At 70.5% G+C, this 24,909-nt stretch carries 27 protein-coding genes; 15 read left to right on the top strand and 12 right to left on the bottom strand.

Translation table 11 applies throughout. The annotated features are described in order from the left end of the window. Window positions 1-164 precede the first annotated feature (164 nt). Complete coding sequence (locus tag ACKTSN_RS16735; protein ID WP_409469865.1) at window positions 165-623, bottom strand: ATP-binding protein; 459 nt, start codon at window positions 621-623, stop codon at window positions 165-167. Between the two features lie 310 nt (window positions 624-933). Further along, window positions 934-1,908 (bottom strand): heavy metal transporter, encoded by a 975-nt coding sequence (locus tag ACKTSN_RS16730; RefSeq protein WP_409469864.1) that lies wholly within the window; start codon window positions 1,906-1,908, stop codon window positions 934-936. A gap of 84 nt (window positions 1,909-1,992) precedes the next feature. On the opposite strand from ACKTSN_RS16730, the gene dapE reads away from it, so the two are divergent. Both dapE and ACKTSN_RS16720 read left to right on the top strand, forming a co-directional pair. Further along, on the top strand, window positions 1,993-3,072 hold the full coding sequence (gene dapE, locus ACKTSN_RS16725; protein WP_409469863.1) for a succinyl-diaminopimelate desuccinylase: 1,080 nt from the start codon (window positions 1,993-1,995) through the stop codon (window positions 3,070-3,072). Between the two features lie 108 nt (window positions 3,073-3,180). After that, window positions 3,181-3,939, top strand: coding sequence for a TIGR00730 family Rossman fold protein (locus tag ACKTSN_RS16720; protein WP_224735858.1), 759 nt, complete (start codon window positions 3,181-3,183; stop codon window positions 3,937-3,939). A gap of 110 nt (window positions 3,940-4,049) precedes the next feature. Here ACKTSN_RS16720 and folP read toward each other — a convergent pair whose 3' ends face one another. Next, window positions 4,050-4,910, bottom strand: coding sequence for a dihydropteroate synthase (gene folP / locus ACKTSN_RS16715; protein ID WP_409469862.1), 861 nt, complete (start codon window positions 4,908-4,910; stop codon window positions 4,050-4,052). A 145-nt stretch (window positions 4,911-5,055) separates the two neighbouring features. Here folP and ACKTSN_RS16710 point away from each other — a divergent pair, with 145 nt between their 5' ends. Together ACKTSN_RS16710 and ACKTSN_RS16705 are read left to right on the top strand one after the other, a co-directional pair. After that, entirely contained in the window at window positions 5,056-5,406 is a 351-nt protein-coding gene (locus ACKTSN_RS16710; protein ID WP_409469861.1) for a DivIVA domain-containing protein, read from the top strand. Continuing rightward, window positions 5,403-5,990, top strand: coding sequence for a DNA-3-methyladenine glycosylase I (locus tag ACKTSN_RS16705; protein WP_409469860.1), 588 nt, complete (start codon window positions 5,403-5,405; stop codon window positions 5,988-5,990). Before ACKTSN_RS16710 ends, ACKTSN_RS16705 begins: the two co-directional genes overlap by 4 nt. Window positions 5,991-6,100: 110 nt before the next feature. On the opposite strand, the gene ACKTSN_RS16700 is transcribed toward ACKTSN_RS16705, so the two are convergent. Next, on the bottom strand, window positions 6,101-6,910 hold the full coding sequence (locus ACKTSN_RS16700) for an enoyl-CoA hydratase/isomerase family protein (protein ID WP_409469859.1): 810 nt from the start codon (window positions 6,908-6,910) through the stop codon (window positions 6,101-6,103). A gap of 377 nt (window positions 6,911-7,287) precedes the next feature. On the opposite strand from ACKTSN_RS16700, the gene ACKTSN_RS16695 reads away from it, so the two are divergent. Then, a complete protein-coding gene (locus ACKTSN_RS16695; protein WP_003966491.1) occupies window positions 7,288-7,455 on the top strand; it encodes a DUF3117 domain-containing protein in 168 nt (55 codons plus the stop codon). A 111-nt stretch (window positions 7,456-7,566) separates the two neighbouring features. Here ACKTSN_RS16695 and ACKTSN_RS16690 read toward each other — a convergent pair whose 3' ends face one another. Then, window positions 7,567-8,265 carry an O-methyltransferase gene (locus ACKTSN_RS16690; RefSeq protein WP_409474846.1) on the bottom strand — a complete coding sequence of 233 codons (699 nt, stop codon included), beginning with the start codon at window positions 8,263-8,265 and terminating at the stop codon, window positions 7,567-7,569. 181 nt (window positions 8,266-8,446) lie between these two features. On the opposite strand from ACKTSN_RS16690, the gene sigE reads away from it, so the two are divergent. The 5 genes from sigE (at window position 8,447) to ACKTSN_RS16665 (ending at window position 13,579) form a co-directional block, all read left to right on the top strand. Then, window positions 8,447-9,220 (top strand): RNA polymerase sigma factor SigE, encoded by a 774-nt coding sequence (gene sigE / locus ACKTSN_RS16685; RefSeq protein WP_224739053.1) that lies wholly within the window; start codon window positions 8,447-8,449, stop codon window positions 9,218-9,220. After that, window positions 9,217-10,212 (top strand): anti-sigma factor family protein, encoded by a 996-nt coding sequence (locus ACKTSN_RS16680; protein WP_409469858.1) that lies wholly within the window; start codon window positions 9,217-9,219, stop codon window positions 10,210-10,212. The genes sigE and ACKTSN_RS16680 overlap by 4 nt, the downstream gene beginning before the upstream one ends. Window positions 10,213-10,346: 134 nt before the next feature. Next, window positions 10,347-12,137 carry a S1C family serine protease gene (locus ACKTSN_RS16675; protein ID WP_409469857.1) on the top strand — a complete coding sequence of 597 codons (1,791 nt, stop codon included), beginning with the start codon at window positions 10,347-10,349 and terminating at the stop codon, window positions 12,135-12,137. 165 nt (window positions 12,138-12,302) lie between these two features. After that, window positions 12,303-12,734, top strand: coding sequence for a sec-independent translocase (locus ACKTSN_RS16670; RefSeq protein ID WP_409469856.1), 432 nt, complete (start codon window positions 12,303-12,305; stop codon window positions 12,732-12,734). Window positions 12,735-12,922: 188 nt separating this feature from the next. Next, window positions 12,923-13,579 (top strand): hypothetical protein, encoded by a 657-nt coding sequence (locus ACKTSN_RS16665; protein ID WP_409469855.1) that lies wholly within the window; start codon window positions 12,923-12,925, stop codon window positions 13,577-13,579. 90 nt (window positions 13,580-13,669) lie between these two features. On the opposite strand, the gene ACKTSN_RS16660 is transcribed toward ACKTSN_RS16665, so the two are convergent. Genes ACKTSN_RS16660 through ACKTSN_RS16650 form a run of 3 tightly spaced genes read right to left on the bottom strand, consistent with a single transcriptional unit; the run spans window position 13,670 to window position 16,725 of the window. Continuing rightward, window positions 13,670-14,803: an Mrp/NBP35 family ATP-binding protein gene (locus ACKTSN_RS16660; RefSeq protein WP_409469854.1), complete on the bottom strand. Its 1,134-nt coding sequence runs from the start codon at window positions 14,801-14,803 to the stop codon at window positions 13,670-13,672. A 43-nt stretch (window positions 14,804-14,846) separates the two neighbouring features. Beyond that, the gene (locus ACKTSN_RS16655; protein WP_409469853.1) at window positions 14,847-15,446 is read right to left on the bottom strand and encodes a DUF1003 domain-containing protein; all 600 of its coding nucleotides are present in this window, start codon (window positions 15,444-15,446) and stop codon (window positions 14,847-14,849) included. Continuing rightward, window positions 15,436-16,725: a magnesium transporter MgtE N-terminal domain-containing protein gene (locus ACKTSN_RS16650; RefSeq protein WP_409469852.1), complete on the bottom strand. Its 1,290-nt coding sequence runs from the start codon at window positions 16,723-16,725 to the stop codon at window positions 15,436-15,438. Before ACKTSN_RS16650 ends, ACKTSN_RS16655 begins: the two co-directional genes overlap by 11 nt. Before the next feature lie 201 nt (window positions 16,726-16,926). On the opposite strand from ACKTSN_RS16650, the gene ACKTSN_RS16645 reads away from it, so the two are divergent. Next, entirely contained in the window at window positions 16,927-17,679 is a 753-nt protein-coding gene (locus tag ACKTSN_RS16645; protein ID WP_409469851.1) for a hypothetical protein, read from the top strand. Window positions 17,680-17,685: 6 nt separating this feature from the next. Here the strand turns inward: ACKTSN_RS16645 and ACKTSN_RS16640 are convergent, their stop codons facing one another. Both ACKTSN_RS16640 and ACKTSN_RS16635 read right to left on the bottom strand, forming a co-directional pair. Further along, window positions 17,686-18,198, bottom strand: a complete 513-nt coding sequence (locus tag ACKTSN_RS16640) for a hypothetical protein (protein ID WP_409469850.1) — start codon at window positions 18,196-18,198, stop codon at window positions 17,686-17,688. Between the two features lie 22 nt (window positions 18,199-18,220). After that, window positions 18,221-19,336 (bottom strand): magnesium and cobalt transport protein CorA, encoded by a 1,116-nt coding sequence (locus ACKTSN_RS16635; protein ID WP_409469849.1) that lies wholly within the window; start codon window positions 19,334-19,336, stop codon window positions 18,221-18,223. Between the two features lie 462 nt (window positions 19,337-19,798). Between ACKTSN_RS16635 and ACKTSN_RS16630 the strand changes: the two genes are divergently transcribed. From ACKTSN_RS16630 to ACKTSN_RS16615, 4 genes are all read left to right on the top strand, one after another. Next, complete coding sequence (locus ACKTSN_RS16630) at window positions 19,799-20,383, top strand: suppressor of fused domain protein (RefSeq protein WP_409469848.1); 585 nt, start codon at window positions 19,799-19,801, stop codon at window positions 20,381-20,383. Between the two features lie 107 nt (window positions 20,384-20,490). After that, window positions 20,491-21,132, top strand: a complete 642-nt coding sequence (locus tag ACKTSN_RS16625; protein ID WP_409469847.1) for a DUF6758 family protein — start codon at window positions 20,491-20,493, stop codon at window positions 21,130-21,132. A 265-nt stretch (window positions 21,133-21,397) separates the two neighbouring features. Then, on the top strand, window positions 21,398-22,255 hold the full coding sequence (locus tag ACKTSN_RS16620; RefSeq protein WP_409469846.1) for a PHP domain-containing protein: 858 nt from the start codon (window positions 21,398-21,400) through the stop codon (window positions 22,253-22,255). A gap of 56 nt (window positions 22,256-22,311) precedes the next feature. Beyond that, window positions 22,312-22,917: a MarC family protein gene (locus tag ACKTSN_RS16615; protein WP_409469845.1), complete on the top strand. Its 606-nt coding sequence runs from the start codon at window positions 22,312-22,314 to the stop codon at window positions 22,915-22,917. Window positions 22,918-23,037: 120 nt separating this feature from the next. On the opposite strand, the gene ACKTSN_RS16610 is transcribed toward ACKTSN_RS16615, so the two are convergent. Continuing rightward, window positions 23,038-24,300 carry an IS701 family transposase gene (locus ACKTSN_RS16610; RefSeq protein WP_409467247.1) on the bottom strand — a complete coding sequence of 421 codons (1,263 nt, stop codon included), beginning with the start codon at window positions 24,298-24,300 and terminating at the stop codon, window positions 23,038-23,040. A 312-nt stretch (window positions 24,301-24,612) separates the two neighbouring features. Then, window positions 24,613-24,765 carry a hypothetical protein gene (locus ACKTSN_RS16605; RefSeq protein ID WP_129801357.1) on the bottom strand — a complete coding sequence of 51 codons (153 nt, stop codon included), beginning with the start codon at window positions 24,763-24,765 and terminating at the stop codon, window positions 24,613-24,615. Between the last annotated feature and the right edge of the window lie 144 nt (window positions 24,766-24,909).

Here is a 24,909-nt window from a genome sequence, read left to right as displayed (position 1 = left end):
GGGCGATGGGGGTCTCCCCGCTCGAGCGAAGCCGAGAGTGGGGGAGGGTGGGCACAGCCTGCAGCGCCGGGCACCGCTACAACCGGCCGTGGCCTCTGCCAACACGCACACAAAACGACGGGGCCCAGGGAACCCCCTGGACCCCACCGCCGCACAACCCGGCGTCAGCCGATCGGCAGCCCCGTAGCCGGCAGCGACTTCTTCGGCAGAGTCTGCGGCAGCCCACCCTTCGTCAGCCCCTCCGTCGGCAGCCCACTCTTGGTCGCCGTGGAAGCGGTGTCACCCACAACCTCCCCGGCCGCCCCGGCAGTGGCACCCGCAGCCTTCTGCACCGCCGGCGTCGCCTTCTTCGCGACCTGGCCACCGGTCTTGCCTGCCTTCGGCACCGACTGCTTGACCGCCTTGCTGCCGGTGTCGCCGGCGATCCCGGTGACATCCTTGGCCGCGCCGTCGACGGTGTTGCCGACGCTCGCCCCGTCCAGGGCGGTCAGCCCGCCGAGGTTGGGGGTGGCGGGCTTTTCGGGGGCCGCGCTGGCGGAGCCGGCCGCACCGACCCCGGCAGCCGCTCCCGCTGCGACGAGCAGCGCGGCACGGGCGATCCGACGGGTCAGAGGGAGGGACATGGTGCTCCTTTGACGGGAGGAAACGATGAAGTGTCCGGCCGTGCCCGGCTGTTGATCCCCGGGCTCGGACGCAGTGACTACCGCTCGAAGCCCCCGAAGGTTGCGGCGGCCGAGTGTAAAGAATTGGCAATGTGTCGCATTATCGGCTCCGGATAAAAACGGGCAAAGGGTGCCTGGTCGCAAAGTCTGCCGAATCCTTACCGCCCTTTGTTTTCAAGGGTTTCGATGGATGTGAGGGTGAGGTCACGAAAACCTGATCACACCGTCACGGGCCGTCCACGCATGTAACCCCTGAGGGGGAGGCCCCGCACTACTGTGCAGCGACGATTCTGACCGCGCTCGCGGCACTCTCCGCCCCGTCGGCGCCCTTCCCGTCGCCGGACGCCGTACGCCACCGGCTGTCGGTGTTCCCGGCCGTCCACTCCCGGCCGGCGTACGAGACGCGCTCGATGTGCAGCGCGGACGCGTTGGCGACCGCCCAGTGCGCGAGCTGCCAGCCGCGCTCCCGGACGCTGCGCCCGTCGGCGCCGGTGTCCGCGGTCACCGGTACGGTCACCGTGCGCCCGCTGGTCTCGGTGGTCAGGTCGCTCGGCGCGGGCGTCGGCGTCGCGCCCACCTCCGCGCCGGCCTGCGCCACAGCGTCCCGCCCGAAGTCCCGTACGAGCGCGGAGCGCACCGCGTCGGGACCGGCGGTCGGGGTTGCGCCCGGCCGTCCCTGACAGGTCAGCGTGGCCGCGGCCCGCCCGGTGAGCGCGGCGGCGAGCAGGGTGGCGTCCGGCTCGTGCTTGGCGTAGGCCTCCGGAAATCCGCTGCGCTGCACGCGCTGCGCGGCCACGGTGAGCGGCAGCCGGGTGTAGCCGGGCACCTCGATCAGGTGGTCGTAGAACATGCCCGCCGAGTAGATCGGGTCCATGATCTCCTGCTCCGTGCCCCAGCCCTGCGACGGCCGCTGCTGGAACAGGCCGAGCGAGTCGCGGTCGCCGTGGTCGATGTTGCGCAGCGCCGACTCCTGGAGGGCGGTCGCCAGCGCGATCGTCACGGCCCGCTCGGGCAGTCCGCGCGCGGTGCCGACGGCGGTGATCGTCGCCGCGTTCACGGCCTGCTCGGGCGTGAACTCGTACGTCGTCCCGTCGCTGTCGGCCGAGACGACCCTGCAGCCCGGGCCGGTGCCTCCGGTGACGTACTGCACCACGAGATAGCCCGCGACCGCGAGCAGGACCACGAAGGCCGCCCCGACACGGAAGAGGCGGCCACGACGCTGAGGAGTAGGGGACGGCTCTGGCATCCGTACAAGGTACTGGAGTTCGTCAAGGCGCCCGCCCCAGGTGTGGACAGTGCTTCAGCGGACCGGCGCGTTAGGGTCGACGGCATGGCCGACACCCCGCTTGACCTCACCCTGGACGCCGCACGGCTCACCGCCCGGCTCGTCGACTTCCCCTCCGAGAGCGGCAGCGAGAAGCCGCTCGCGGACGCGATCGAGGGTGCCCTGCGCGCCCTGCCGCACCTGACGGTCGACCGCTACGGCAACAACGTCGTCGCCCGCACGAACCTGGGCCGGGCGGAGCGCGTGATCCTCGCCGGTCACATCGACACCGTGCCGATCGCCGACAACGTGCCGTCCAGGCTGGACGACGAGGGTGTGCTGTGGGGCTGCGGCACCTGCGACATGAAGGCGGGCGTCGCGGTCCAGCTGCGCATCGCGGCCACCGTCCCGGCCCCGAACCGCGACCTGACGTTCGTCTTCTACGACAACGAGGAGGTCGCCGCCGAGCTCAACGGCCTCAAGCATGTCGCCGAGGCCCATCCGGATTGGCTGCGGGGCGACTTCGCGGTGCTGCTGGAACCGTCGGACGGCCAGGTCGAGGGCGGCTGTCAGGGCACCCTGCGCGTGCTGCTGAAGACCAGGGGCGAACGGGCCCACTCGGCGCGCAGCTGGATGGGCTCCAACGCGATCCACGCGGCGGCGCCGATCCTGGCCCGCCTGGCCGCGTACGAGCCGCGCTACCCGGTGATCGACGGTCTGGAGTACCGCGAGGGCTTGAACGCTGTGGGGATTTCGGGGGGTGTGGCCGGAAATGTCATCCCGGACGAGTGTGTCGTGACGGTCAACTTCCGTTACGCCCCGGACCGCACCGAGGAGGAGGCGATCGCCCACGTCCGCGAGGTCTTCGCGGACTGCGGGGTGACCGACTTCGTCGTCGACGACCACAGCGGGGCCGCCCTGCCCGGCCTGTCCCACCCGGCCGCGGCAGCCTTCATCGAGGCGGTCGGGGGCACCCCGCAGCCGAAGTACGGCTGGACGGACGTCTCCCGCTTCAGCGCTCTGGGCATCCCGGCGGTCAACTACGGCCCCGGCAACCCGCACTTGGCGCACAAGCGGGACGAACGGGTCGACACGGCGAAGATCCTGGCGGGCGAGGAGCGCCTGAGGTCCTGGCTCACGGTGTGAGACCGGCCGGTGCTGTGGCGCTTCATGGCGGACATGCACACGTACCCCGTCCTTAGCCCGCGTAGATCTACGCTGAGGTGGAACGACCCCGCAACGGAGGGAGCGCACATGGCCACCGGCAACCCCGAGGGCAAGAAGCAGCCGCCGGAGGAGCAGCGCCTCGGCCCGGTCCTCCGGCGGCGGAGCCAGGTGACGGCGAGCACGACGGACCAGCGACTGCTGGACGCGGGCGGCCCGTCGGACTGGGTCCACACGGACCCCTGGCGAGTCCTGCGCATCCAGTCGGAGTTCATCGAGGGATTCGGCACGCTGGCCGAACTCCCGCCCGCCATCAGCGTGTTCGGCTCTGCCCGTACGCCGGTGGACTCCTCGGAATACGACATCGGTGTCCGCCTGGGCCGAGGCCTGGTCGAGGCGGGCTTCGCGGTCATCACGGGCGGCGGCCCCGGGGCGATGGAGGCCGCCAACAAGGGCGCGTGCGAGGCGGGCGGCATCTCGGTCGGCCTCGGCATCGAGCTGCCCTTCGAGCAGGGCCTGAACCCCTACGTCGACATCGGCCTCAACTTCCGCTACTTCTTCGTCCGGAAGATGATGTTCGTCAAGTACGCGCAGGGCTTCGTGGTCCTGCCGGGAGGCCTCGGCACCCTGGACGAACTCTTCGAGGCGCTCACCCTCGTCCAGACCCAGAAGGTCACCCGCTTCCCGATCGTCCTCTTCGGCAGCCAGTACTGGGGCGGCCTCGTCGACTGGCTCCGCAGCACCCTGGTGGCCCAGGGCAAGGCCTCGGAGAAGGACCTGCACCTCTTCCACGTCACGGACGACGTGGAGGAGGCGGTGGCGTTGGTCTCGAAGGAGGCGGGCCGCTAGCGCGGGGCTGCTGTAGCAGGTTCACCTCTTGCCCGACAGTAAACGGGTGGTGGGTGGGCACAGGCGGGGGTCCAGGGGGCGGAGCCCCCTGGTACGGCACGGGCAACGCCCTACGCCAGCCCCCGCCGGGCCACCGCAGGCTCCCGGTGGCCCGCGATCGACGCCACCATGTCGAGCACCTGCCGCGTCTCCGCCACCTCGTGCACCCGGTACACCTGCGCCCCGAGCCACGCGGACACCGCAGTCGTCGCCAGCGTGCCGATCACCCGCTCCTTGACGGGCTTGTCCAGCGTCTCTCCCACGAAGTCCTTGTTGGACAGCGACACCAGCACCGGCCACCCGGTCTCCACCATCTCCCCGAGCCTGCGCGTCGCCTCCAGACTGTGCCGCGTGTTCTTCCCGAAGTCGTGCCCGGGATCGATCAGCACCGACTCCCGCGGTACCCCCAGCGACACCGCCCGCTCGGCCAGCCCGACGGTCACCCGCAGGATGTCGGCCATGACGTCGTCGTACGTCACCCGATGCGGCCGCGTACGCGGCTCCGCACCGCCGGCATGCGTGCACACCAGCCCCACCCCGTACCGTGCGGCGACCTCCGCGAGCCGCGGATCCACCCCGCCCCACGCGTCGTTCAGCAGATCCGCCCCGACCTCGCACACGGCCTCGCCGACCTCGTGCCGCCAGGTGTCCACGCTGATCACGACGTCCGGGAACCGCCGCCGGACCTCCGCCACGAACCCGACCGTCCGCCGCGCCTCCTCCTCGGCGGTCACCTCCTCGCCCGGGCCGGCCTTGACCCCGCCGATGTCGATGATCGCGGCCCCCTCCGCCACCGCCTGCTCCACGCGCGCGAGGGCGGGCTCGTCCTGGAAGGTGGCCCCGCGGTCGTAGAAGGAGTCCGGGGTCCGGTTCACGATCGCCATGATCACCGGCTCGTGCGGGTGGAACTCCCGCCTGCCCAGCCTGAGCATCCCCTGTGACCTCTCCTCGTACGTCCTGGCCCGCGGCCTTTCCGGCCGCCTGCGACCCTAACTGTCAGACTCGCATGGCACGATCGGACCCTGACACATTCGACGTCGGTGTAGGCCGGCACACTCCGCGTGGGGACCCTCAGCGATGGTGATGTTCTTGTTCCTGGTCGTGGCCCTCGCCGTCGTCGTCGCGGCGGTGACACTCGCCGTGGTGGGCGGCGGCGAGCACGGCCCGCTGCCCGAGGCCGCACCCGAGCGGCTCCATGACCCGCTGCCCCCGGACCGCCCGGTCGCCCGCGCGGATGTCGACTCACTGCGCTTCCCGCTCGCCGCCCGCGGCTACCGCATGGCGGACGTGGACGACGCCCTGGGCCGCCTTGCCGCCGAGCTCGCCGAGCGCGACGCCCGGATCGCCGACCTGGAGTCCGCCCTGGCCGGCGCCCGGGCCGCAGCCCGCGCCTCCATGGAGAAACACGGGCCGGAGGAGGAGCGGTGAGCGACGGCACGGCCCTGGCAGGCCCGGACGGCGCGCTGCGCTGCCCCTGGGCCCTGTCCACCGAGGACTACGTGACGTATCACGACGAGGAGTGGGGCCGCCCGGTCCACGGCGACGACGCGCTGTTCGAGCGGCTGGCCCTGGAGGCCTTCCAGTCCGGCCTGTCCTGGATCACCATCCTGCGCCGCCGTCCCGGCTTCCGCGCCGCCTTCGCCGGTTTCGAGATCGCCAAGGTGGCCGTTTTCACGGACGCCGACCGCGAGCGCCTGCTCGCCGACCCCGGCATCATCCGCAACCGCGCCAAGATCGACGCGACCCTCGCCAACGCGCGTGTGCTGGCCGACTGGTCCCCGGGCGAGCTGGACACCCTGATCTGGTCCCACGCCCCCGCCCCGACGACCCGCCCGATCCCGAAGACGCTGTCCGACGTCCCGGCGATCACGCCCGAGTCGACGGCCCTGTCCAAGGCCCTGAAGAAGAGGGGTCTGCGCTTCGTGGGCCCGACGACGGCGTACGCGTTGATGCAGGCGTGCGGTCTGGTCGACGACCACCTGGAAGCCTGCGTGGCGAGAAGCGTCCCCTGAGGGGCGCGGGGCTGTGTCGATCTGCGGCTCCTCCCCCACTCTCGGCTTCGCTCGAGCGGGGGACCCCACCGTGGGCGCGATCAACCACAACGGACCCGCAGCCTCAGAACTCACCGCCCCAAATACTTCGGCTTCTCCTTGTTCACAAAGGCCTGCACCGCAATCGCATGGTCCTCCGAGGACCCCGCCCGAGTCTGCAGCTCGTCCTCCTTCTCCAGCGTCTCCGCCAAGGAGTGGGACAGCCCGTACGCCACCGCCTCCTTGATCGCCCCATAGGCCACCGTCGGCCCCTCGGCCAGCGCCCGCGCGACCGTCTCCGCCTCGCCGCGCAGCGACTCCGACGGCACGACCCGGTTCGCGATCCCCAGCTCGTACGCCTCCTGCGCCTTGATGCTCCGCGGGAACAGCAGCAGGTCGGCGGCCCGCCCCGGCCCGACGACGCGCGGCAGGGTCCAGGAGATCCCGGAGTCGGCGGTCAGCGCCACACCGGCGAAGGACGTGTTGAAGGCGGCGGTGTCGGCCACCACCCGGTAGTCCGCGGCGAGCGCGAAGCCGAAGCCCGCCCCGGCCGCGACCCCGTTCACGCCCGCGACCACCGGCTTCGCCATGCCCGTGAGCGCCCGCACGATCGGGTTGTAGTGCTCCCGCACCGTGCTCATCGTCTGCCCTTCGCCCCCGCCCGCCTCCCGGTCGGCGGCCAGCAGCCCGATGTGCTCCTTGAGGTCCTGCCCCACGCAGAACGCCCGGTCCCCGGACGCGGTCAGCAGCACCGCCCGTACGGCGTCGTCGGCCGCCGCGGACTGGACCGCCTCCCTGAGGGCGACCTTGGTCTCGATGTTCAGCGCGTTCATCGCCTCGGGGCGGTTCAGCGTGATCGTCGCAAGCCCGTCGCTCACCTCGTAGAGCACGGTGTCGGCCATGGCGTATCCCCTCCGGAGTCGCGGCTGTGGGCGTACCGGTCAGTACGTCCTGTCTGAGGACAGCATGGCGGAGATCACCGACAACGGCCCCGAGCGGCCATGTGACCTGCGTCAAAGAATTTGTCCCGGCTTCCGCTCCGCGGAAGTCCGTGCGGCTGCGCAGTATCGCAGTTACATCGCCGAATTGAGTGGTTTTGCTCGCGCGCGTTGCCCAAGCGATGCCGACTGATGTTGGTCATCGGGTCGTGAGATGCGGGATAATGGCTTGGAAGCAATGTGTTCGATGCCGGTGTCGCGTGTCCCCTCACGGACCGCGCGTGCCCTTCAGCGGGCCGTCGGCTTTGACGATGAGCTGGTTTTCAGGAAGGGGAACGAGCATGGCGGCCATGAAGCCGCGGACGGGTGACGGCCCGCTCGAGGTGACCAAGGAGGGGCGGGGCATCGTCATGCGCGTTCCGCTCGAAGGCGGCGGTCGGCTCGTCGTCGAGCTGACCCCGGACGAGGCCGACGCGCTCGGCGACGCACTCAAGAAGGTCGTGGGCTGACCCGCAGGCGACCATACCCTTTCAATCGCCCCGGCACTGTATTCGGTGTCGGGGCGATTGTTTGCCCAGGTCGACCGGCCAGGGATTGTCGCTTGGGGCGCTCGCCCGGGGTTATCGCTTCACCGCGCACAGCAACCCGTCGCCCACCGGCAGCAGCGACGGCACCAGCTCCTGGCTCTCGCGCACCGCGCGCAGCAGCTCCCGCAGCCGCAGTACCTCCGTCGGCTGGGGGCCCGAGTCCACCGTGCGGCCGTTCGCGAAGACACCCTCGAACACGACCAGCCCGCCGGGACGCAGCAGGCGCAACGATTCAGCGAGGTACTCCAGCACCTCCAGCCGGTCGCCGTCGCAGAAGACGAGGTCATAGCCGGCGTCCGCGAGCCGCGGAAGGACGTCCAGGGCGCGGCCCGGGATGAAACGGGCGCGATTGCTGGCGAACCCCAAGGCGCGGAAGGCCTGCCGGGCGAACTGCTGGTGCTCGGGCTCGGGATCCACGGTGGTCAGGACACCGTCCGGCCGCATCCCGAACAGCAGATGAATCCCTGACACACCGGTCCCGGTGCCGATCTCCGCGATGGCCTTGGCGTCCACGGAAGCGGCCAGCAACCTCAGCGCGGCGCCCGTGCCGGGCGACACCGAGCGCAGCCCTGCGTCGCGGGCCCGGTCACGGGCCCAGCGCAGCGCTTCGTCCTCGGCGACATAGGCGTCGGCGAACGCCCAGCTCGTCTGCCGGTTGCCGGTAATGACCCTCTCCTGTCCCCGTGGTTGCCTGGGCGTGACTGTATCCGTTGCCGCCGGGAACCCGCAGATGGGACCGGGCGTTTAGAAGGATGGGAGACAGGAGCGGGGGACACAGTTGGATCACGACGACTCGCGGGACGCCGAGCAAGTGCTGACGCAGCCGCATCAACCGCATCAACCGCATCAGCCGTATCAGCACAGATCAATTTCTCGTAAAACCGCTTATCCGGAGCTAACGGACGAGGTGGCTATGGTAGGGGCTCCACTGGACACCACCAGAGCCGACAGGGGAGGTGCGGCTGCGCCTTTGAACCGGGCAGGAGTGCTGCGGCGCTTCCTCGGGTCGGCGGGCAGGCCGAAATCCGTGAACGACACCGCTGCTGACCACAGCCACGCCGCTGACCACGACCGGACCGCGACGTTCTCCACCGACGCGGACGGGCAGGCGTGGACTCCGCCCACGTGGGAGGAGATCGTCAGCACGCACAGTGGCCGCGTCTATCGGCTGGCGTACCGCCTCACAGGCAACCAGCACGACGCCGAGGACCTCACCCAGGAGGTCTTCGTCCGCGTCTTCCGCTCCCTGTCCACCTACACGCCGGGCACGTTCGAGGGCTGGCTGCACCGCATCACCACGAACCTCTTCCTGGACATGGTCCGCCGCAAGCAGCGCATCCGCTTCGACGCCCTCGGCGAGGACGCGGCCGAGCGGCTGCCCAGCCGTGAGCCCACCCCGCAGCAGGTCCTCAACGACGCGCACTTCGACGCGGACGTCCAGCAGGCCCTCGACACTCTCGCACCCGAGTTCCGTGCCGCGGTCGTCCTGTGCGACATCGAAGGACTGTCGTACGAGGAGATCGCCGCGACGCTCGGCGTGAAGCTCGGCACGGTCCGCTCCCGGATCCACCGTGGCCGTTCGCAGCTGCGCAAGGCACTCGCGCACCGCTCGCCGGAGGCGCGCGCCGAGCGACGCTCCTTCGTGGCCCGCGTTCCCGCTCTGGGGGGAGGGGGCGCGTCCGCGTGAGTGGATCACGGCCGAACCCTGCCGAGGGACACCTCGCAGAGCAGCATCTGGGAGACCGACTCGCCGCCCTGGTCGACGGCGAGCTCGGTCATGACACGCGTGAGCGCGTGCTGGCGCACGTGGCGACCTGCCCGAAGTGCAAGGCGGAGGTCGATGCCCAGCGCCGGCTGAAGAACGTCTTTGCGGAGGCCGCCCCGCCGCCGCCCTCCGAGAGCTTCCTGGCGCGCCTTCAGGGGTTGCCCGGGGGAGGTGACGTCGACGGCGGTGTACCGCCGGTCGGGGGAGGATTCGGCGGCGGACTCCCCGGACGCACCGGGACGCCCGGCGTCTTCGGCATGAGGCGAGGCGAGCGCTTCGAGTTCGACTACGTCGCCGCCACTTCCCACGCACCCGTACTCCCGACCTCCGGTGCACAGCGGGGCTTCCGTATCCATGACGTCGGCCGCAGCGAGGCCGAGCGTGCGGCGGCCTCGCGCGGGCGGCGGTTCGCGTTCGTCGCCGCCGGCGCGGTGTCGCTGGCCGCGATCGCGCTGGGCGGCGTGACCACGGGCGCGCCGGGCGACACGGACGCCCGCGGCGGCTCCGGGAACGGCAGCAATGTGACGCCGATGCGTACGCCGGGGGCGGGAGCCACGACGGTGCCCGACAACCAGCGGCGGCGCGGGGTCGGCCCGCTCCTCGTGCAGGGCCAGGGCGGACGGGCCCTCGGGGACACCCCGGTGGCCCCGACGGAGGTGTCCGCGCCGCTCCTGCCCGGAGCGCCGGCACCGCTCGCCGCGCAGGCCGAGGCGCGCCTGCACACGCTCACGGCGCCCGTGGTGGCCGGTGCTGCCGCGATGTCCCCGCTGATACGTCCGCTCTCGACGGCCCCGCCGATCTCCCTGACCACGTGGTCGACGGCATCGGAGATCACGGCCCCCGGCCTGCTCGCGGCGCCCGGTCCCGACGCGAGCCCCGCCCCGTCCTCGTCCCCCTCCGCCACACCCCGCTGACCGGCCGCTGCACCCCGGCGCGTGAACCTGGTTGAATCCAGGGTGAACCGCGCCCGCGTCATGGCGACCGGCGCGGAACCGACGAACTGCGGCCACCAATGACGAGCCGTGCCGCGGCCGGCTGTGGGGAGAGCATGAACGAGGGGAAGCCCGCGCAGGGCCCTGCGTCGCCCTTTGGTGACGCCGGAGGGGGTTATGAGCCGGACCGCTCCGCAGCGGCCCGAAGCGACGCGGCGTCCTCCGAGGGCGACTTCGAACTGAGGCGCCCGGAGGATGTGGCCGAGGGGACGGTGTCTACGGCTCCGGCGTCCGCCGAAGAGTCGGGTTCCGTTCCGGCAGCGGGCGTGGCCTCGGACGCCCCGCCCGCTGCCGAGAAGCCCCTGCACGACCCCGACCCCTACAGCACCCCGCCGTACGGCGAGCCCGGCCCCTGGGCGCCGGCTCCGCCGGTGCAGCACCCGGCGGCCACACCGGCGAACGGCACGGGGATACCGGCGGCCACACCCGCGAACGGCACGGGGATACCGGCGCCCGCTCCGCAGCACGGCATGCCCACGCCGACACCGGTAGCCCCCGTGCCCGGCGCCCCGCCACCCACGCACGGCACAGACCCGTCGGGACCGGCTCCCACAGCAGCCCCGCCCGGCACGCCAACGCCCGCCCACACGCCCCCCACCCCCGACACCCCACCCTCCACCAACCCCTGGCACCGCTACGACCCCTGGGCCGCGGCGGCCGCCCGTCCCGGCGCCGCACCGACCCCCGCCCCCCTTCAGCAGACCGGTGCCGCCGTGCTCACGCAGGAGCAGCGGCACAGGCGGGGTATGAAGGTGCTCCTGGTCGGCATGGTGCTGGTCGCGCTCGTGTCCGGGGGCGTCGGTGGGGCCGTAGGGGCGTATCTGGAGCGGAACGGCGGCGTCGGGGAGGTGGAGTTGCCGCAGGCCGGAAAGGAGCCCGCCGGGAGGGCCGTGGACAGCGTGGCCGGGATCGCCGCGCGGGCCCTGCCCAGCGTGGTCACCCTGCACGTCAGCGGTGCCGACGCAGGTGGCACCGGCACCGGCTTCGTGCTCGACGACCGTGGCCACATCCTCACCAACAACCATGTCGTCGAGCCCGCCGGAGACGACGGCGAGATCACCGTCACCTTCCACAGCGGCGACACCGCGAAGGCCGAGGTCGTCGGCAGGGACGGCGGCTACGACCTCGCTGTCGTGCGGGTGCGCGGGGTGAGCGGGCTCGAGCCCCTGCCGCTCGGCAACTCCGACAACGTCCAGGTCGGCGACCCGGTCGTCGCCATCGGCGCGCCCTTCGACCTGGCCGGCACCGTCACCTCCGGAATCATCAGCGCCAAGGAACGGCCCATCACGGCCGGCGGCGAGAGCGGCGACGGCAGCGACGTCTCCTACGTCGACGCCCTGCAGACCGACGCCCCCATAAACCCCGGCAACTCCGGCGGCCCCCTGCTCGACGCACAGGCCCGTGTCATCGGCATCAACTCCGCGATCCGCTCCGCCGACAGCGGCTCCGACCTCGACGGCGGCCAGGCCGGCTCCATCGGCCTCGGCTTCGCCATCCCCGTCAACCAGGGCAAACGCGTCGCCGAGGAGCTGATCAGCACCGGCAAGGCGACCCACCCGGTCATCGGCGTCACCCTCGACATGAACTACACCGGCGACGGCGCCCGCGTCGGCACCAAGGGCAACGACGGCGGACCCCCGGTCACCCGCAACGGCCCCGGTGACAAGGCCGGCATCGAGGCGGGCGACGTCATCACCGAGGTCGACGGCCAGCGCATCCACTCCGGCGAGGAACTGATCGTCAAGACCCGCGCCCACCGGCCCGGCGACCGCCTGAAGCTGACCGTCGTACGCGACGGCAAGGAGCGGACGATCTCCCTGGTGCTCGGCTCCTCCGACGGCGACTGAGCGAACTCGCACTAATCTCACAGACCGGACTCCGAACCCGCCCCCACAAGGCAAACAACCGGAAAACCGCTCACTTACCCGCACTCGGGGGTCACGGGACGGTACCGGTCGGACAGGATCGGCGGGTACCGTGGATCCGGCCCGGGACATCGCAAGGAGCTTCAGGTGTTCAATGACATAGGACCGCTAGAGCTGGTGACGCTCATCGTCCTCGCCGTGCTCGTCTTCGGTCCGGACAAGCTCCCGAAGGTCATCCAGGACGTGATGCGCACGGTCCGGAAGATCCGCGAGTTCTCGGAGAGTGCGAAGCAGGACATCCGGCAGGAACTGGGCCCGGAGTTCAAGGACTTCGAGTTCGAGGACCTCAACCCCAAGACGTTCATCCGCAAGCAGATGGACAACGACGATCTGGGGCTGAAGGAGATCCGCAACGGCTTCGACCTGAAGAAGGAGATGGCAGAGGTCACGGACGCGGTGCAGGGCCGTGACACCGAGACGTCCACCGCCCCGTCGGCTTCCCCGGCTTCCTCGGGCGCCCGCGTCGACATGACGAAGAAGCCCGACGAGCGCCCGCCCTTCGACGCGGACGCCACCTGATCCCCCGAGCCCGTATCCCCCGCGCCCGCGCGGCCTGAACGCGCCCCCGGGCGACCCACGCGCCGGGCGCATTCCCTGCGGCCCGCAGCGGTGTGGATATGCTGCCGAGTTGTTGTGCGGACCGGACGAGTACGTCCGAAGGGGGGCGGGCCGCCCGGTCCGACGAGAGCGAGGAGGCGTCCGGGCACATGGAGACGACGAGTCGGGCAGTCGCACAGGCGCCGGCCGCGGAGGGCGGACAACAGCACCCCTCGGGTCGGCGTACGGTCGACGGCTACCTGCGCGCGCCCTTCCCTTGGTACGGCCTCGACGAGGCGTTCACGGGCCCGCGCTGGCTGATGCAGGTCGGTACGACGGCCGACGGGGCCGTGGAGCACGGTTCCATCGGCCATGGTGACGAGCCCTCGGTGCGGGGTGGGACGGCGGAGGACCGGGAACGGTTCGCGGTCGTGGTGACCGTCGCGGCCAACCCGGTGCGGCGGAGCGCGGACGGCACGGGGCTCCTGGAAGCCACGTCGGTCTCCTCGGCGGCCTGGCTCGCCGGGGTGGGGCTGCTGTCCTTCACCTGGCCCGCGCAGATGGACCACACCCTGCGGGACGACTGGCTGGAGCAGCAGACGGAGACGGCGTGGGTCCTCGCGGACGATCTCGCCGGCGAGGACTGGTCGACGCTGTCCCTGCCGGTGGACGGCGTTCCCACGTCCTTCCACTATCGGGAGTCCGAGTTCGGGTGGGTGCTCGCGGGGACGACGGAGCAGGGACTCCACCTGGGGGCGTACGGCCGGGGTATGAGCGCGTACGGTCTGGGTTTCGCCGTGATCAAGGACATCGCGGAGTACACGTAACTATCGCGGAGTACGCGTAACTAAGGATGAAGAGGTCGGGGCGCCGTCTGTGCAGACGGCGCCCCGACCTCGTACCACTTCCGGAAAATTCTAGAACTTGTTGCGCGGCGTGATGCCCAGCGACATGCCCGACAGACCCCGCTGCCGGCCACCCAGCTTGCCCGCGATCGAGCGCAGGGCCGCGCCCGCCGGGGAGTCCGGGTCGGTGAGGACCACCGGCTTGCCCTCGTCGCCGCCCTCGCGGAGGCGGACGTCGATGGGGATGTTGCCGAGGACGGGGACGCTCGTGCCCGTGGTGCGGGTGAGGCCGTCCGCCACCGCCTGGCCGCCGCCCGTGCCGAAGACGTCGACCATCTCGCCGCAGTGCGGACAGGGCAGGCCGGACATGTTCTCGACCACGCCGACGATCTTCTGGTGGGTCTGTACGGCGATGGAGCCGGCCCGCTCCGCGACCTCGGCCGCGGCCTGCTGCGGGGTCGTCACGACCAGGATCTCGGCGTTCGGGACCAGCTGGGCCACGGAGATGGCGATGTCGCCGGTGCCGGGCGGCAGGTCCATCAGCAGGACGTCCAGGTCGCCCCAGTAGACGTCCGCCAGGAACTGCTGCAACGCCCGGTGCAGCATCGGGCCGCGCCACACCACGGGCGCGTTGCCCGGCGTGAACATACCGATGGAGATGACCTTCACGCCGTTCGCGGACGGCGGCATGATCATGTTCTCGACCTGGGTGGGACGCCCGTCGGCGCCCAGCATGCGCGGCACGGAGTGGCCGTAGATGTCGGCGTCGACGACACCGACCTTCAGACCGTCCGCCGCCATCGCCGCCGCCAGGTTGACCGTGACGGACGACTTGCCGACGCCGCCCTTGCCGGAGGCGACCGCGTACACGCGGGTCAGCGAGCCCGGCTTGGCGAAGGGGACCTCGCGCTCGGCCTGGCCGCCGCGCAGGGCGGTCGCCAGCTCGCGGCGCTGCTCGTCGCTCATCACGTCGAGCGTCACGTCGACGCGAGTGACGCCCTCGACCCGGGAGACCGCCTCGGTCACCCGCTGGGTGATCGTGTCACGCATGGGGCAGCCGGAGACCGTCAGGTACACGGCGACCGCGACCGTTCCGTCCGCGCCGATCTCCACCGATTTGACCATCCCGAGCTCGGTGATGGGCCGGTTGATCTCGGGGTCGTTCACCGTCGCCAGTGCTTCGCGCACCGCGTCTTCCGTAGCCATAAGGACGATGGTACGGCGCCCGACGGGGACCTCGGAAAGCCCGTCAGCGGTCGTCTACGTCACGTATCCCTGACCGTTCTGCCGGGAATACGCGATGACCGTCGTGGTGTCCGTCCTGCAGCTCCTTGACCAGGTCCTGGAGTTCGGAGCGCATCCAGTCCCGCGTCGCCACCTCCCCGAGGCCGATGCGCAGGGCGGCGATCTCCCGGGTCAGGTACTCGGTGTCCGCGATCGACCGCTCGTTCTGCTTGCGGTCCTGTTCGAGATCGACCCGGGCGCGGTCGTCCTGCCGGTTCTGTGCGAGCAGGATGAGCGGGGCCGCATACGACGCCTGCAGGGACAGGGCGAGCGTCAGGAAGATGAACGGGTACTCGTCGAAGCGCAGGTCGCTGGGCACGGATATGTTCCACAGCACCCACACGATGACCACGACGGTCATCCAGACGAGGAACCGTCCGGTGCCGATGAAGCGCGCGATGCGCTCCGACAGCCGCCCGAAGGCCTCCGGGTCCCACTCGGGCAGGATCCGGCGCCGGGGCGTGCGCGGCTGGTCCAGGCGGGCGCGCGGGCGCGTGGTCGCCGTGGCGCCCACCGGAATGCGCTCCCGGACTATCTCACGCGCCGTCTCTCGCTCAGGAGCCATGGGCGACCACCCCTTCGCCCTCGTCGAGTTCGAACTCCGTCTCCCGCCAGTCCTCGGGCAGCATGTGGTCCAGTACGTCGTCCACGGTCACCGCGCCCAGCAGCGACCCGGACTCGTCGACGACGGGCGCCGCGACCATGTCGTACGTCGCGAAGAACCCGGCGACCAGGGGCAGCGCCGCGCCCGGGGCGAGGGGCTGCAGGTCGTCGTCGACGAGCGAGCTGACCAGGGTGTACGGGGGGTCGCGCAGCAGCCGCTGGAAATGGACGGTACCCAGGTACTTGCCGGTCGGCGTCTCGTCGGGCGGGCGGCAGACGTACACCTGGGCGGCAAGGGCGGGGGAGAGGTCGGAGTTGCGGACCCGGGCGAGGGCGTCGGCGACGGTGGCGTCGGGGCGCAGCACGATCGGTTCGGTGGTCATCAGACCGCCGGCGGTGTGTTCCTCGTACGCCATCAGGCGCCGCATGTCGGCCGCGTCGGCGGGCTGCATCAGGCTCAGCAGCCGCTCCTTCTCCTCCTCCGGCAGCTCGGAGAGCAGGTCGGCCGCGTCGTCCGGGTCCATCGCCTCCAGGACGTCGGCGGCACGCTCCTCCTGGAGCTTGCCGAGGATCTCGATCTGGTCGTCCTCCGGGAGCTCTTCGAGGACGTCGGCCAGGCGGTCGTCGTCGAGGGCGGCGGCGACCTCGGCGCGCCGCTTGGGTGAGAGGTGGTGCAGGACGTTCGCCAGGTCGGCGGGGCGCAGCTGCTCGAAGGTGGCGAGCAGGCTCTCGGCGCCCTGCCCGTGCTCCTCCAGGGAGAAACCGGTGACGGCGGACCACTCGACGGTCAGCGTCTCGCCCTTGGCCCGCCGGAAGGCGCCGCCCTTCCTGCCCTTGCGCACGAAGACACGGTCGACCTCCCAGTCGCGGCGGGCCGGCAACTGCTGCACGGACAGATCGAGGACGGTGACCTCCTCGCCGGTCTCGACGAGCCTGACGCGCCGGTCGAGGAGTTCACCGAACACGAGTCGCTCCGTGGGACGCTGCTCGAAACGGCGGACGTTGAGCACACCGGTGGTGATGACCTCGCCGGACTCGATGCTGGTCACCCGCGTCATGGGCAGGAAGATCCGGCGGCGGGTGACGAGTTCGACGACCAGCCCGAGCAGCCGCGGGGGCCGGCGGCCGACGCGCAGCATGACGACCAGATCGCGCACGCGGCCCACCTGGTCGCCGTTCGGATCGAAGACGGCGACGCTGGACAGGTGCGAGACGAAGATCCGGGGGGCGCCCGCGACCATGGCTGCGCCTCCTTTTCATACCGTGCGTTGCTTTTGCTCTGTTCTTGTCGAATTGCTCGCTCAGTTGGGCTTCAGGCTAGCCCGTCCCGATCGGATACGCCCTGGTGAGCGGTTCGGACGGACTGGCTCCGCCTGGTGCGCACAGCCCCGGTACGCTGCGGTACGCCGCTCAGGACCCACGTCAGAAAGGCAGCACCACCTGTGACTGCGATGCCCCAGGGCCGTACCCGCCGGACCGTGCTGGCGAGCGCGATGTGCGCACTGGTCGTGACGGGGACGGCGCTGACGGGGTGCAGCGAGGAAGATCCGAACGCGGGCACGAACGGGGTGGGCAAGCTCCCCGCCGACAAGATCCAGGCCCAGACCCGCACGGCGGCGGAGTCTGCCGCCGCTGTCCGGCTGTCGGGGACGGTCGTCGCCGGCGGGAGCACGTACAAGCTCGACATGCGCCTGAAGTCGGACGGCGGCAGCGGGTCGGTCACCGGGGAGGGGGCGACGTTCAAGCTGCTGCGGGTCGGTGAGGAGCTGTTCCTCATGGCCGAGGCGGAGTTCTGGAACAACGGGAAGGGCGAGGGCGACGAAGGGGACGCGGCCGCGGCCGACAAGCTCGACGGCAAGTATGTGAAGGTGCCGCAGGGCGACCCCTCGTACAAGCGCTTCAGCGGTTTCACCGACAAGGACGTCCTCCTCAAGAGCCTGCTGACCCTGCACGGCTCCCTGCAGACCGACGGCCACCACGAACAGTCCGGCGTCCGCACCATCCGCATCACCGGCGACCGGGGCTCCGGCGGCACGCTGGACGTCTCCCTGGAGGGCAAGCCGTACCCCCTGCGCCTGGTCCGCGCCGGCGGCGCGGGCACCCTCAGCTTCTCCGACTGGGGCAAGGACTTCGCCCTGGAACAGCCGGCGAAGGACGAGACGGTGGACTACGGCCAGCAGCTGCCGACGTCGTAGCCGCCGCTACTTGCGCCGCCGCTTCTTCATCAGCAACCGCGGCAGGCCCGCCGGGATCGGCTCCCGCGTCGTCGCCGGCGTCGGTAGCGGCTGCTCGGCCAGGGAGCCGTCGGGCAGGGGCTGCGTCGTCCCCGTCGGCTCCAGGCGGAGTACCCGGCACTCGCGCCCCCACCGCTCGGTCATCGCCTCACCGTCGGGTGCGTTGAGCCGCTTGCCCTTCAACTCGGCGACGGCGGCCTCCCACGCCTCGGAACCGGGCGTCAGTTCCACGACCTTCGCCGTCCAGGAGACCAGCCGGCCACCCTTGTCCTTGCTGCGGACGGTCACCTCGGCCGTGGCCCCGTCAGCCAGCCCCGGCAGCGGCTGCTCGCCCGGCCCGTCGCCGACGACGCAGGCCGCACCCTCGTGCCACACATGCCACAGGGCACGGGCCGCAGCACCGGGCCCCTTCACCCAGATGAGGCCGGACTTCTTCGTGGCCTCCTCGACGAGGGCCCTCTCGAGCAGCTCACCAGTCATGGGAGAAGCGTAACGAGGCCGCTCACAGCCATCCGTTGCGCTTCAGCGTCCGGTGGATGCCGAAGCAGATCATCGCCGTGATCCCGAGCACCATCGGGTACCCGAACTTCCAGCGCAGTTCCGGCATGTAATCGAAGTTCATCCCGTACACACCACAGACCATCGTCGGTACGGCGATGATCGCGGCCCAGGACGTGATCTTGCGCATGTCCTCGTTCTGCGCGACGGACGCCTGCGCGAGGTTGGCCTGGAGAATGGAGTTGAGCAGCTCGTCGAAGCCGGTCACCTGCTCCTGCACCCGGGCCAGGTGGTCGGCGACGTCCCGGAAGTACTTCTGGATGTCGGGGTCGATCAGCCGCATCGGCCGCTCACTGAGCAGCTGCAGCGGCCGCATCAGCGGCGACACCGCCCGCTTGAACTCCATGACCTCGCGCTTGAGCTGGTAGATCTGTCCGGCGTCCGTACCGCGCGGCGTCCCCTTGCGTCCCGGTGAGAACACCTCCGTCTCCACCTCGTCGATGTCGTCCTGCACCGCGTCGGCGACCGCGATGTAGCCGTCCACGACGTGGTCGGCGATCGCGTGCAGCACCGCCGAGGGCCCCTTGGCGAGCAGCTCGGGGTCGTCCTGCAGCCGGTGCCTGAGCGCACGCAGCGAGCCCTGGCCGCCGTGCCGGACGGTGATGAAGAAGTCCCGGCCGGTGAAGCACATCACCTCGCCGGTCTCGACGACCTGGCTGTTGGCGGTGAGTTCGTCGTGCTCGACGTAGTGGATGGTCTTGAAGACGGTGAACAGGGAGTCGTCGTAGCGCTCCAGCTTCGGCCGCTGGTGCGCCTGGACGGCGTCCTCGACCGCCAGCGGGTGCAGCCCGAACTCACTGGCGATACCGGCGAATTCGGCCTCGGTCGGCTCGTGCAGACCGATCCACACGAAGCCCCCGTCGCGCCGCACCCGGCGCATCGCCTCGTGCGGGGTCAGCGGCTTCGACGACTCGACGCGGGCGCCGTCGCGGTAGATGGCGCAGTCGACGACGGCGGAGGTCGTCCCGGGGTCGCGCGTGGTGTCGTACGCGCCGGTGTCCTTGCGCAGCATGGGACGCGACGGACGGACCGCAGCTCGGAGGTCGCGGATCATCGACATGGCAGGCTCCTTCGCAACGAGCAGCGAAAGTCCGCTGCGACGGGTGGAACTGCCCGGAATGGGGACGTCCTGACTCGCGGGATGTTTGGCACGTCCACAAAGCGGGGAGCACCGCACCGTCGCGGTGGTGACCTTCGTTGCTGATTCAGCTGCTGATGCAGGTCAGACAGATCAGGCAAAGCGAAACGAAGTGCTCTTCCGCGTGGAGATACGCAACGAGAGGTGGCAGCCGGCAGAGCCAGAGCTACGTCAGCGGTCGGAAGAGCGGGTGGTACTGCACGGTCGACTTCGGTCCATTGCAGCCCCACCTCCTCCGGCCGGTCCCTCGTAAGGGAGTGTCGTCGGCGTCAGGACTTGACCGCGACGCTTCTGCGTGCTGCCCCGAACCTGGCCAAGAGTATCAGCCGACTGCAGTGTCAAGGCGCTCGTTTGCCCGGTCCTGACGAGTTCTATGCTCGCTGCATGGCTGATGTTCTCCCTTTGGTCGAGGCCCGGTTGCGCACCGCGCTGGGTGAACCGGACGCGCGCGCCGCGGTCACCTTCCTCGGTACGGACCGCATCGAGGTGCTGCGTTTCCAGGAGGGGGACGTCGTCCGTTACGCCACGCTCGGCATGTCCGCCCAGCCCATGGCCGACCCCACCGCGGTGCTCGCCGACCCGGTCAAGGGGCCCCGCGCCGAGCTGGTCCTCTCCGTGCGGTCCGGTGTCGCCGACACCGACAAGGTGCTCCGTCCGCTCGCCGTGCTCGCCGCGTCTCCGCAGGTCGAGGGCGTGGTCGTGGCACCCGGCGCCTCGCTCGACGTCGGCGAGCCGCTGTGGCCCGGCGCCCCGTTCACCTCCGTCCTGGTGGCCGAGCCCGGCGGGCTGGTCGAGGACCTGGAGCTGGACGAGCCCCTCGATCCCGTACGGTTCCTGCCCCTGCTGCCCATGACTCCCAACGAGGCCGCGTGGAAGCGGGTGCACGGCGCGCAGGCCCTCCAGGAGCGGTGGCTGACACAGGGGACGGACCTCAGGGACCCGGTCCGCAAGTCCGTTGCACTGGACTGAATCCGGAGTGAGGAAGCTCACCCAACCCCTTTTCCCGGCCCGGGTGTTCCGCCCGGACGGGTGATCGTCCTTGACGTGGCGCAGTCGGGGTAGGACCGTGGGGCCCTATGAGGGGCGAACCCAGTTGCCCGAAGTGTGGTGGCCGGGTCAGGGCTCCCGGACTCTTCGCCGATTCCTGGCAGTGCGATGTCCACGGCACCGTGCATCCGCTGCAGCCCGTGATCCCGCCCAGCGTCGAGGCCCTCAGTGTCGTGGTGCATCGCACGCAGGTACCGGTGTGGATGCCGTGGCCGCTACCGGTCGGTTGGCTGTTCACGGGCGTGGCCTGCGCCGGTGACGACCGAAGTGGCGGCCGCGCCACGGCCGTGGCCTGCTCCGGACCCGGCCCGCTCGGCGGCATAGGCGAACTGATCCTGGTCGCCGAGGAACTCGGCGTCGGCCTCGGCGCGCGGTACGCGGGCATCGACGGGCCGGACCCGGGGCCGTACATGGACGTCGGCAAGCCGCCCCAGGCCAAGGTGCTGGCCGCCGGCCGCCCCACTCCGCTCTGGCATGTCTCCGGCAGTCCGGCCGACCGCGCGGTCTTCGCGGGCGAGGCGCGCGGGCTCTGGCTGTGGGCGGTCGTCTGGCCCGAGCAGTCGGGGCTGTTGATGTACGACGAGCTGGTGCTGACGGATGTGCGGGACGCGGGGGCCGAGGTGGATCTCGTGCCGTGCGGGGCACTGTCGCCGCGCTTGCTTGAGCCGTAGGTGCGGGTGAGGTTCGGGGGCGTTTAGGCCGGTGGCCGACTGCGTGTTGTCGTGGGTTGATCGCGCCCACGGTGGGGGTCCCCCCGCTCGAGCGAAGCCGAGAGTGGGGGAGGAGCCGCACGATGTCACAGCCCCGCGCCCCTCAGCGGCGCTTATCAGCCGTCGGTAGGGGGCGCAGCCCTGTTGCGGTTGTGACATGAGCCGGGGCGGTCACCCGCTATCCTTAGGTGTCCCATCCGTCCCGTCATCGCCTGGAGTCCGCGTCGTGCGCATAGATCTGCACACCCACTCCACTGCTTCCGACGGTACGGACACCCCGGCCGAGCTTGTGCGCAATGCCGCCGCGGCCGGACTGGACGTCGTTGCGCTGACCGACCATGACACCACCCGGGGGCACGCCGAGGCGATCGCCGCGCTGCCGGAGGGGCTCACTCTTGTCACCGGCGCCGAGCTGTCCTGCCGTATCGACGGCATCAGCATGCACATGCTCGCCTACCTCTTCGATGCCGAGGAGCCCACGCTGCTCGCCGAGCGCGAGCTGGTGCGCGACGACCGGGTGCCGCGGGCCAAGGGCATGATCGCCAAGCTGAACGAGCTGGGCGTGCCGGTCACCTGGGAGCAGGTTGCCCGGGTCGCCGGTGACGGCTCGGTCGGCCGGCCGCACGTTGCTTCCGCGTTGGTCGAGCTGGGTGTCGTACCGACCGTGGGCGACGCGTTCACGCAGGACTGGCTGGCCGACGGCGGGCGGGCCTTCGTGGAGAAGCACGAGACCGATCCCTTCGAGGCGATCCGGCTGATCAAGGGTGCGGGTGGCGTTGCGGTGTTCGCGCATCCCGGCGCCGCCAAGCGGGGGCGTACGGTGCCGGAATCGGCGATCGTCGAGATGGCTGCCGCCGGGCTCGACGGCATCGAGGTCGACCACATGGACCACGACCCGGACACCCGGGCGCGGCTGCGCGGGCTGGCCAAGGAACTGGGGCTGCTGGTCACCGGTTCCAGCGACTACCACGGCAGCCGCAAGACCGTCTCGCTGGGCGAGTACGCGACCGACCCCGAGGTGTACGGGGAGATCACCCGGAGGGCGACCGGGGCGTTCCCGGTGCCGGGGACCGGCGGGGCCTGAGGCGCACCACCCCCACGCTCACGTCCGTTCACTTCTTGCAAGGCCTGTACTTCCCCATGTTCGACGTCGCCGTCTTCGGCTCTCTCTTTCTGACCCTTTTTGTCATCATGGATCCCCCTGGGATCACCCCGATCTTCCTCGCCCTGACCGCGGGGCGGCCCGCCAAAGTGCAGAAGCGGATGGCGTTCCAGGCCGTCTGTGTGGCCGGCGGTGTCATCACCGTCTTCGGGGTGCTCGGGCATCAGATCCTCAACTATCTGCATGTGTCGGTGCCCGCGCTGATGATCGCCGGCGGGCTGCTGCTCCTGTTGATCGCGCTCGACCTGCTCACCGGCAAGACGGACGAGCCCAAGCAGACCAAGGACGTCAACGTCGCCCTCGTACCGCTGGGCATGCCGCTGCTGGCGGGACCCGGTGCGATCGTGTCGGTCATCCTGGCCGTGCAGAAGGCGGACAGCGTGGGCACGCAGGTGTCGGTGTGGACCGCGATCCTCGCCATCCATGTCGTGCTGTGGCTGGTGATGCGGTACTCCCTGGTGATCATCCGGATCATCAAGGACGGCGGTGTCGTCCTCGTGACGCGGCTCGCGGGGATGATGCTCTCCGCGATCGCCGTGCAGCAGATCATCAACGGGGTCACCCAGGTGATCCAGGGCAGCTAGTAGGGCTTTGTTAGGTCCTGTGGTGGGGTTCGGGTGCTGGTGCGGGTTGGCCGCATATCGAGCAGGCGCCGGTCCAGGTGGCCAGGAGGGCCTGGAGTTCGCGGAGGACCGCGTAGAGGGTCAGGCCGGCGCAGGGGCTTTTGGGTCGAGCCTGAGCATGGTGCAGAAGGCCTGGGCGAGGGACGCGAGGGTGACGTGGCGGTGCCAGCCGAGGTAGTTGCGGCCCTCGAAGTGGTCCAGGCCCAGACCGTCCTTGAGCTCGCGGTAGTCGTGCTCAACTCGCCATCGGATCTTGGCGATTCGTACCAGTTCGCGCAGTGGGGTGTCGGCGGGAAGCGTCGAGAGCCAGTAGTCGGTTGGCTCGGCGGAGTCGGGTGGCCACTCGACGAGCAGCCAGCAGTCGGGCAGGGAGCCGTCGGCGGCGCGGCGGATGGTGCGGTTGGCCGGTCGGACCCGCAGGGCCAGGAACTGCGAGCGCATCTCGGCGTTCGGGTTGCGTCTGGTGGCCTTGCTGCCCTGGCGCCAGGTGACGGTGCGGGTGGCCGCTCGGCCGACGGCCAGGGCCAGGGCGCGCAGGGTGGTGTGCGGTTGGGGGTAGGCGGACACGGGAGGGCGGCCCTGCCCGGAGTACGGCGGGCGTTGGGGTGTGGCATTGCCGGGGTGCGCGGTCGTGGTGGCTTTGACCGCGACCGCGTAGGTCAGGCCGCGCTCGGTCAGGCCCTCGCGAAAGCCGGTGGCGTCGCCGTATCCGGCGTCGGCGGCGACCGGAAGGTCGGGCAACTCCCAGTTGTCGCGCACCTCGTCGAGCATGTCCAGCGCCAGGCGCCACTTCTCCCGGTGCCGCTCGGTGTCCGGGATTCCCGCCTTGGCGCGGCGGCGCCGGATCGCCTCGGCCATCAGCGCGTCCTCGCCGTACTTGGTGTCGTCCCAGCTCTCGGGCAGGAACAGGCGCCAGTCGACAGCCGATGACGCACGGTCACTGACCAGGTTCACACTGACGCCGACCTGGCAGTTGCCGCGCTTACCCAGGGCGCCGCAGTACATCCGCGCCACCCCCGGTGAGTCGTAGCCGTCCTTGGGGAAGCCGACATCATCGATCGCGTACGCCTCGGGAGAAATGTGCGCGGCAGCCCAACGGGCCAGCCGCTCACGGACCTTGGAGTAGTCCCAGGTGGACGATGAGACGAACTGCTGCAGCTGCTGGTGGTCCACGCCCAGGCGCTCGGCCATCGGCTGCATGGACTTGCGCTTGCCGTCCAGCATCAGCCCGCGCAGATACAGCTCGCCCTTGGCCCGCTGGTCCCGACGCGCCAGCGAACCGAGCATCTCCGCCGCGAACGCCTCCAGGCGCGGGCGGACCGTCTCCATCTCCTCAGGTGTCACACCTGACAGAACATCACAATCTACCTGACGATGATCAATCGGGGTACCTAACAAAGCCCTACTAGTGCCGCGGCAGGCAACGTTTGCCCGTCAAGGAGCGGCGTCCGGTGCGTGCTCTCGGCGTGCCGGCCGGAAGTCCTCGTACTGGACGTACTTGGGCTTTCGGCCGGTGCGGCGAGAGGGCGTGCCGGGCGTCGCGACGGGGCGAACGTTGCCTGCCGCGGCACTAGCGCTGTCCTGCCCCGGCGGCAACAGCAGGGCCCCGTACGGTGTGACCGTACGGGGCCCTGAAGCTTGGATGGGTGATCCGTGTTATGAAGCCGAGGTGTCGGCCGGACGGATCCACAGTCGCTGTCCGATGGCGGCGGCTTGCTGAACGATCCGGTTGACGGAGGCGGCGTCCACGACGGTCGTGTCCACGGGCGTGCCGTCCACGTCGTCGAGTCGCATGATTTCGAAGCGCATGGCTTCTCCCTTCGTCTGGTCATCCTCCTGAGGAGAACTACTGATGGAGAGCCCATGGGGCGGATGTGCCCCAGGTTCCACAGATATGGAACAGCACGCCTGTTACAAACATTCCCTACGCTAAAGAAAATTTTCGAACGGCTA

Source organism: Streptomyces flavusporus (assembly GCF_046267975.1).
Classification (GTDB): Bacteria; Actinomycetota; Actinomycetes; order Streptomycetales; family Streptomycetaceae; genus Streptomyces; species Streptomyces flavusporus.
Note: the sequence above shows the minus strand (reverse complement) of the source record. Positions and strands in the feature narration are given on the sequence as shown.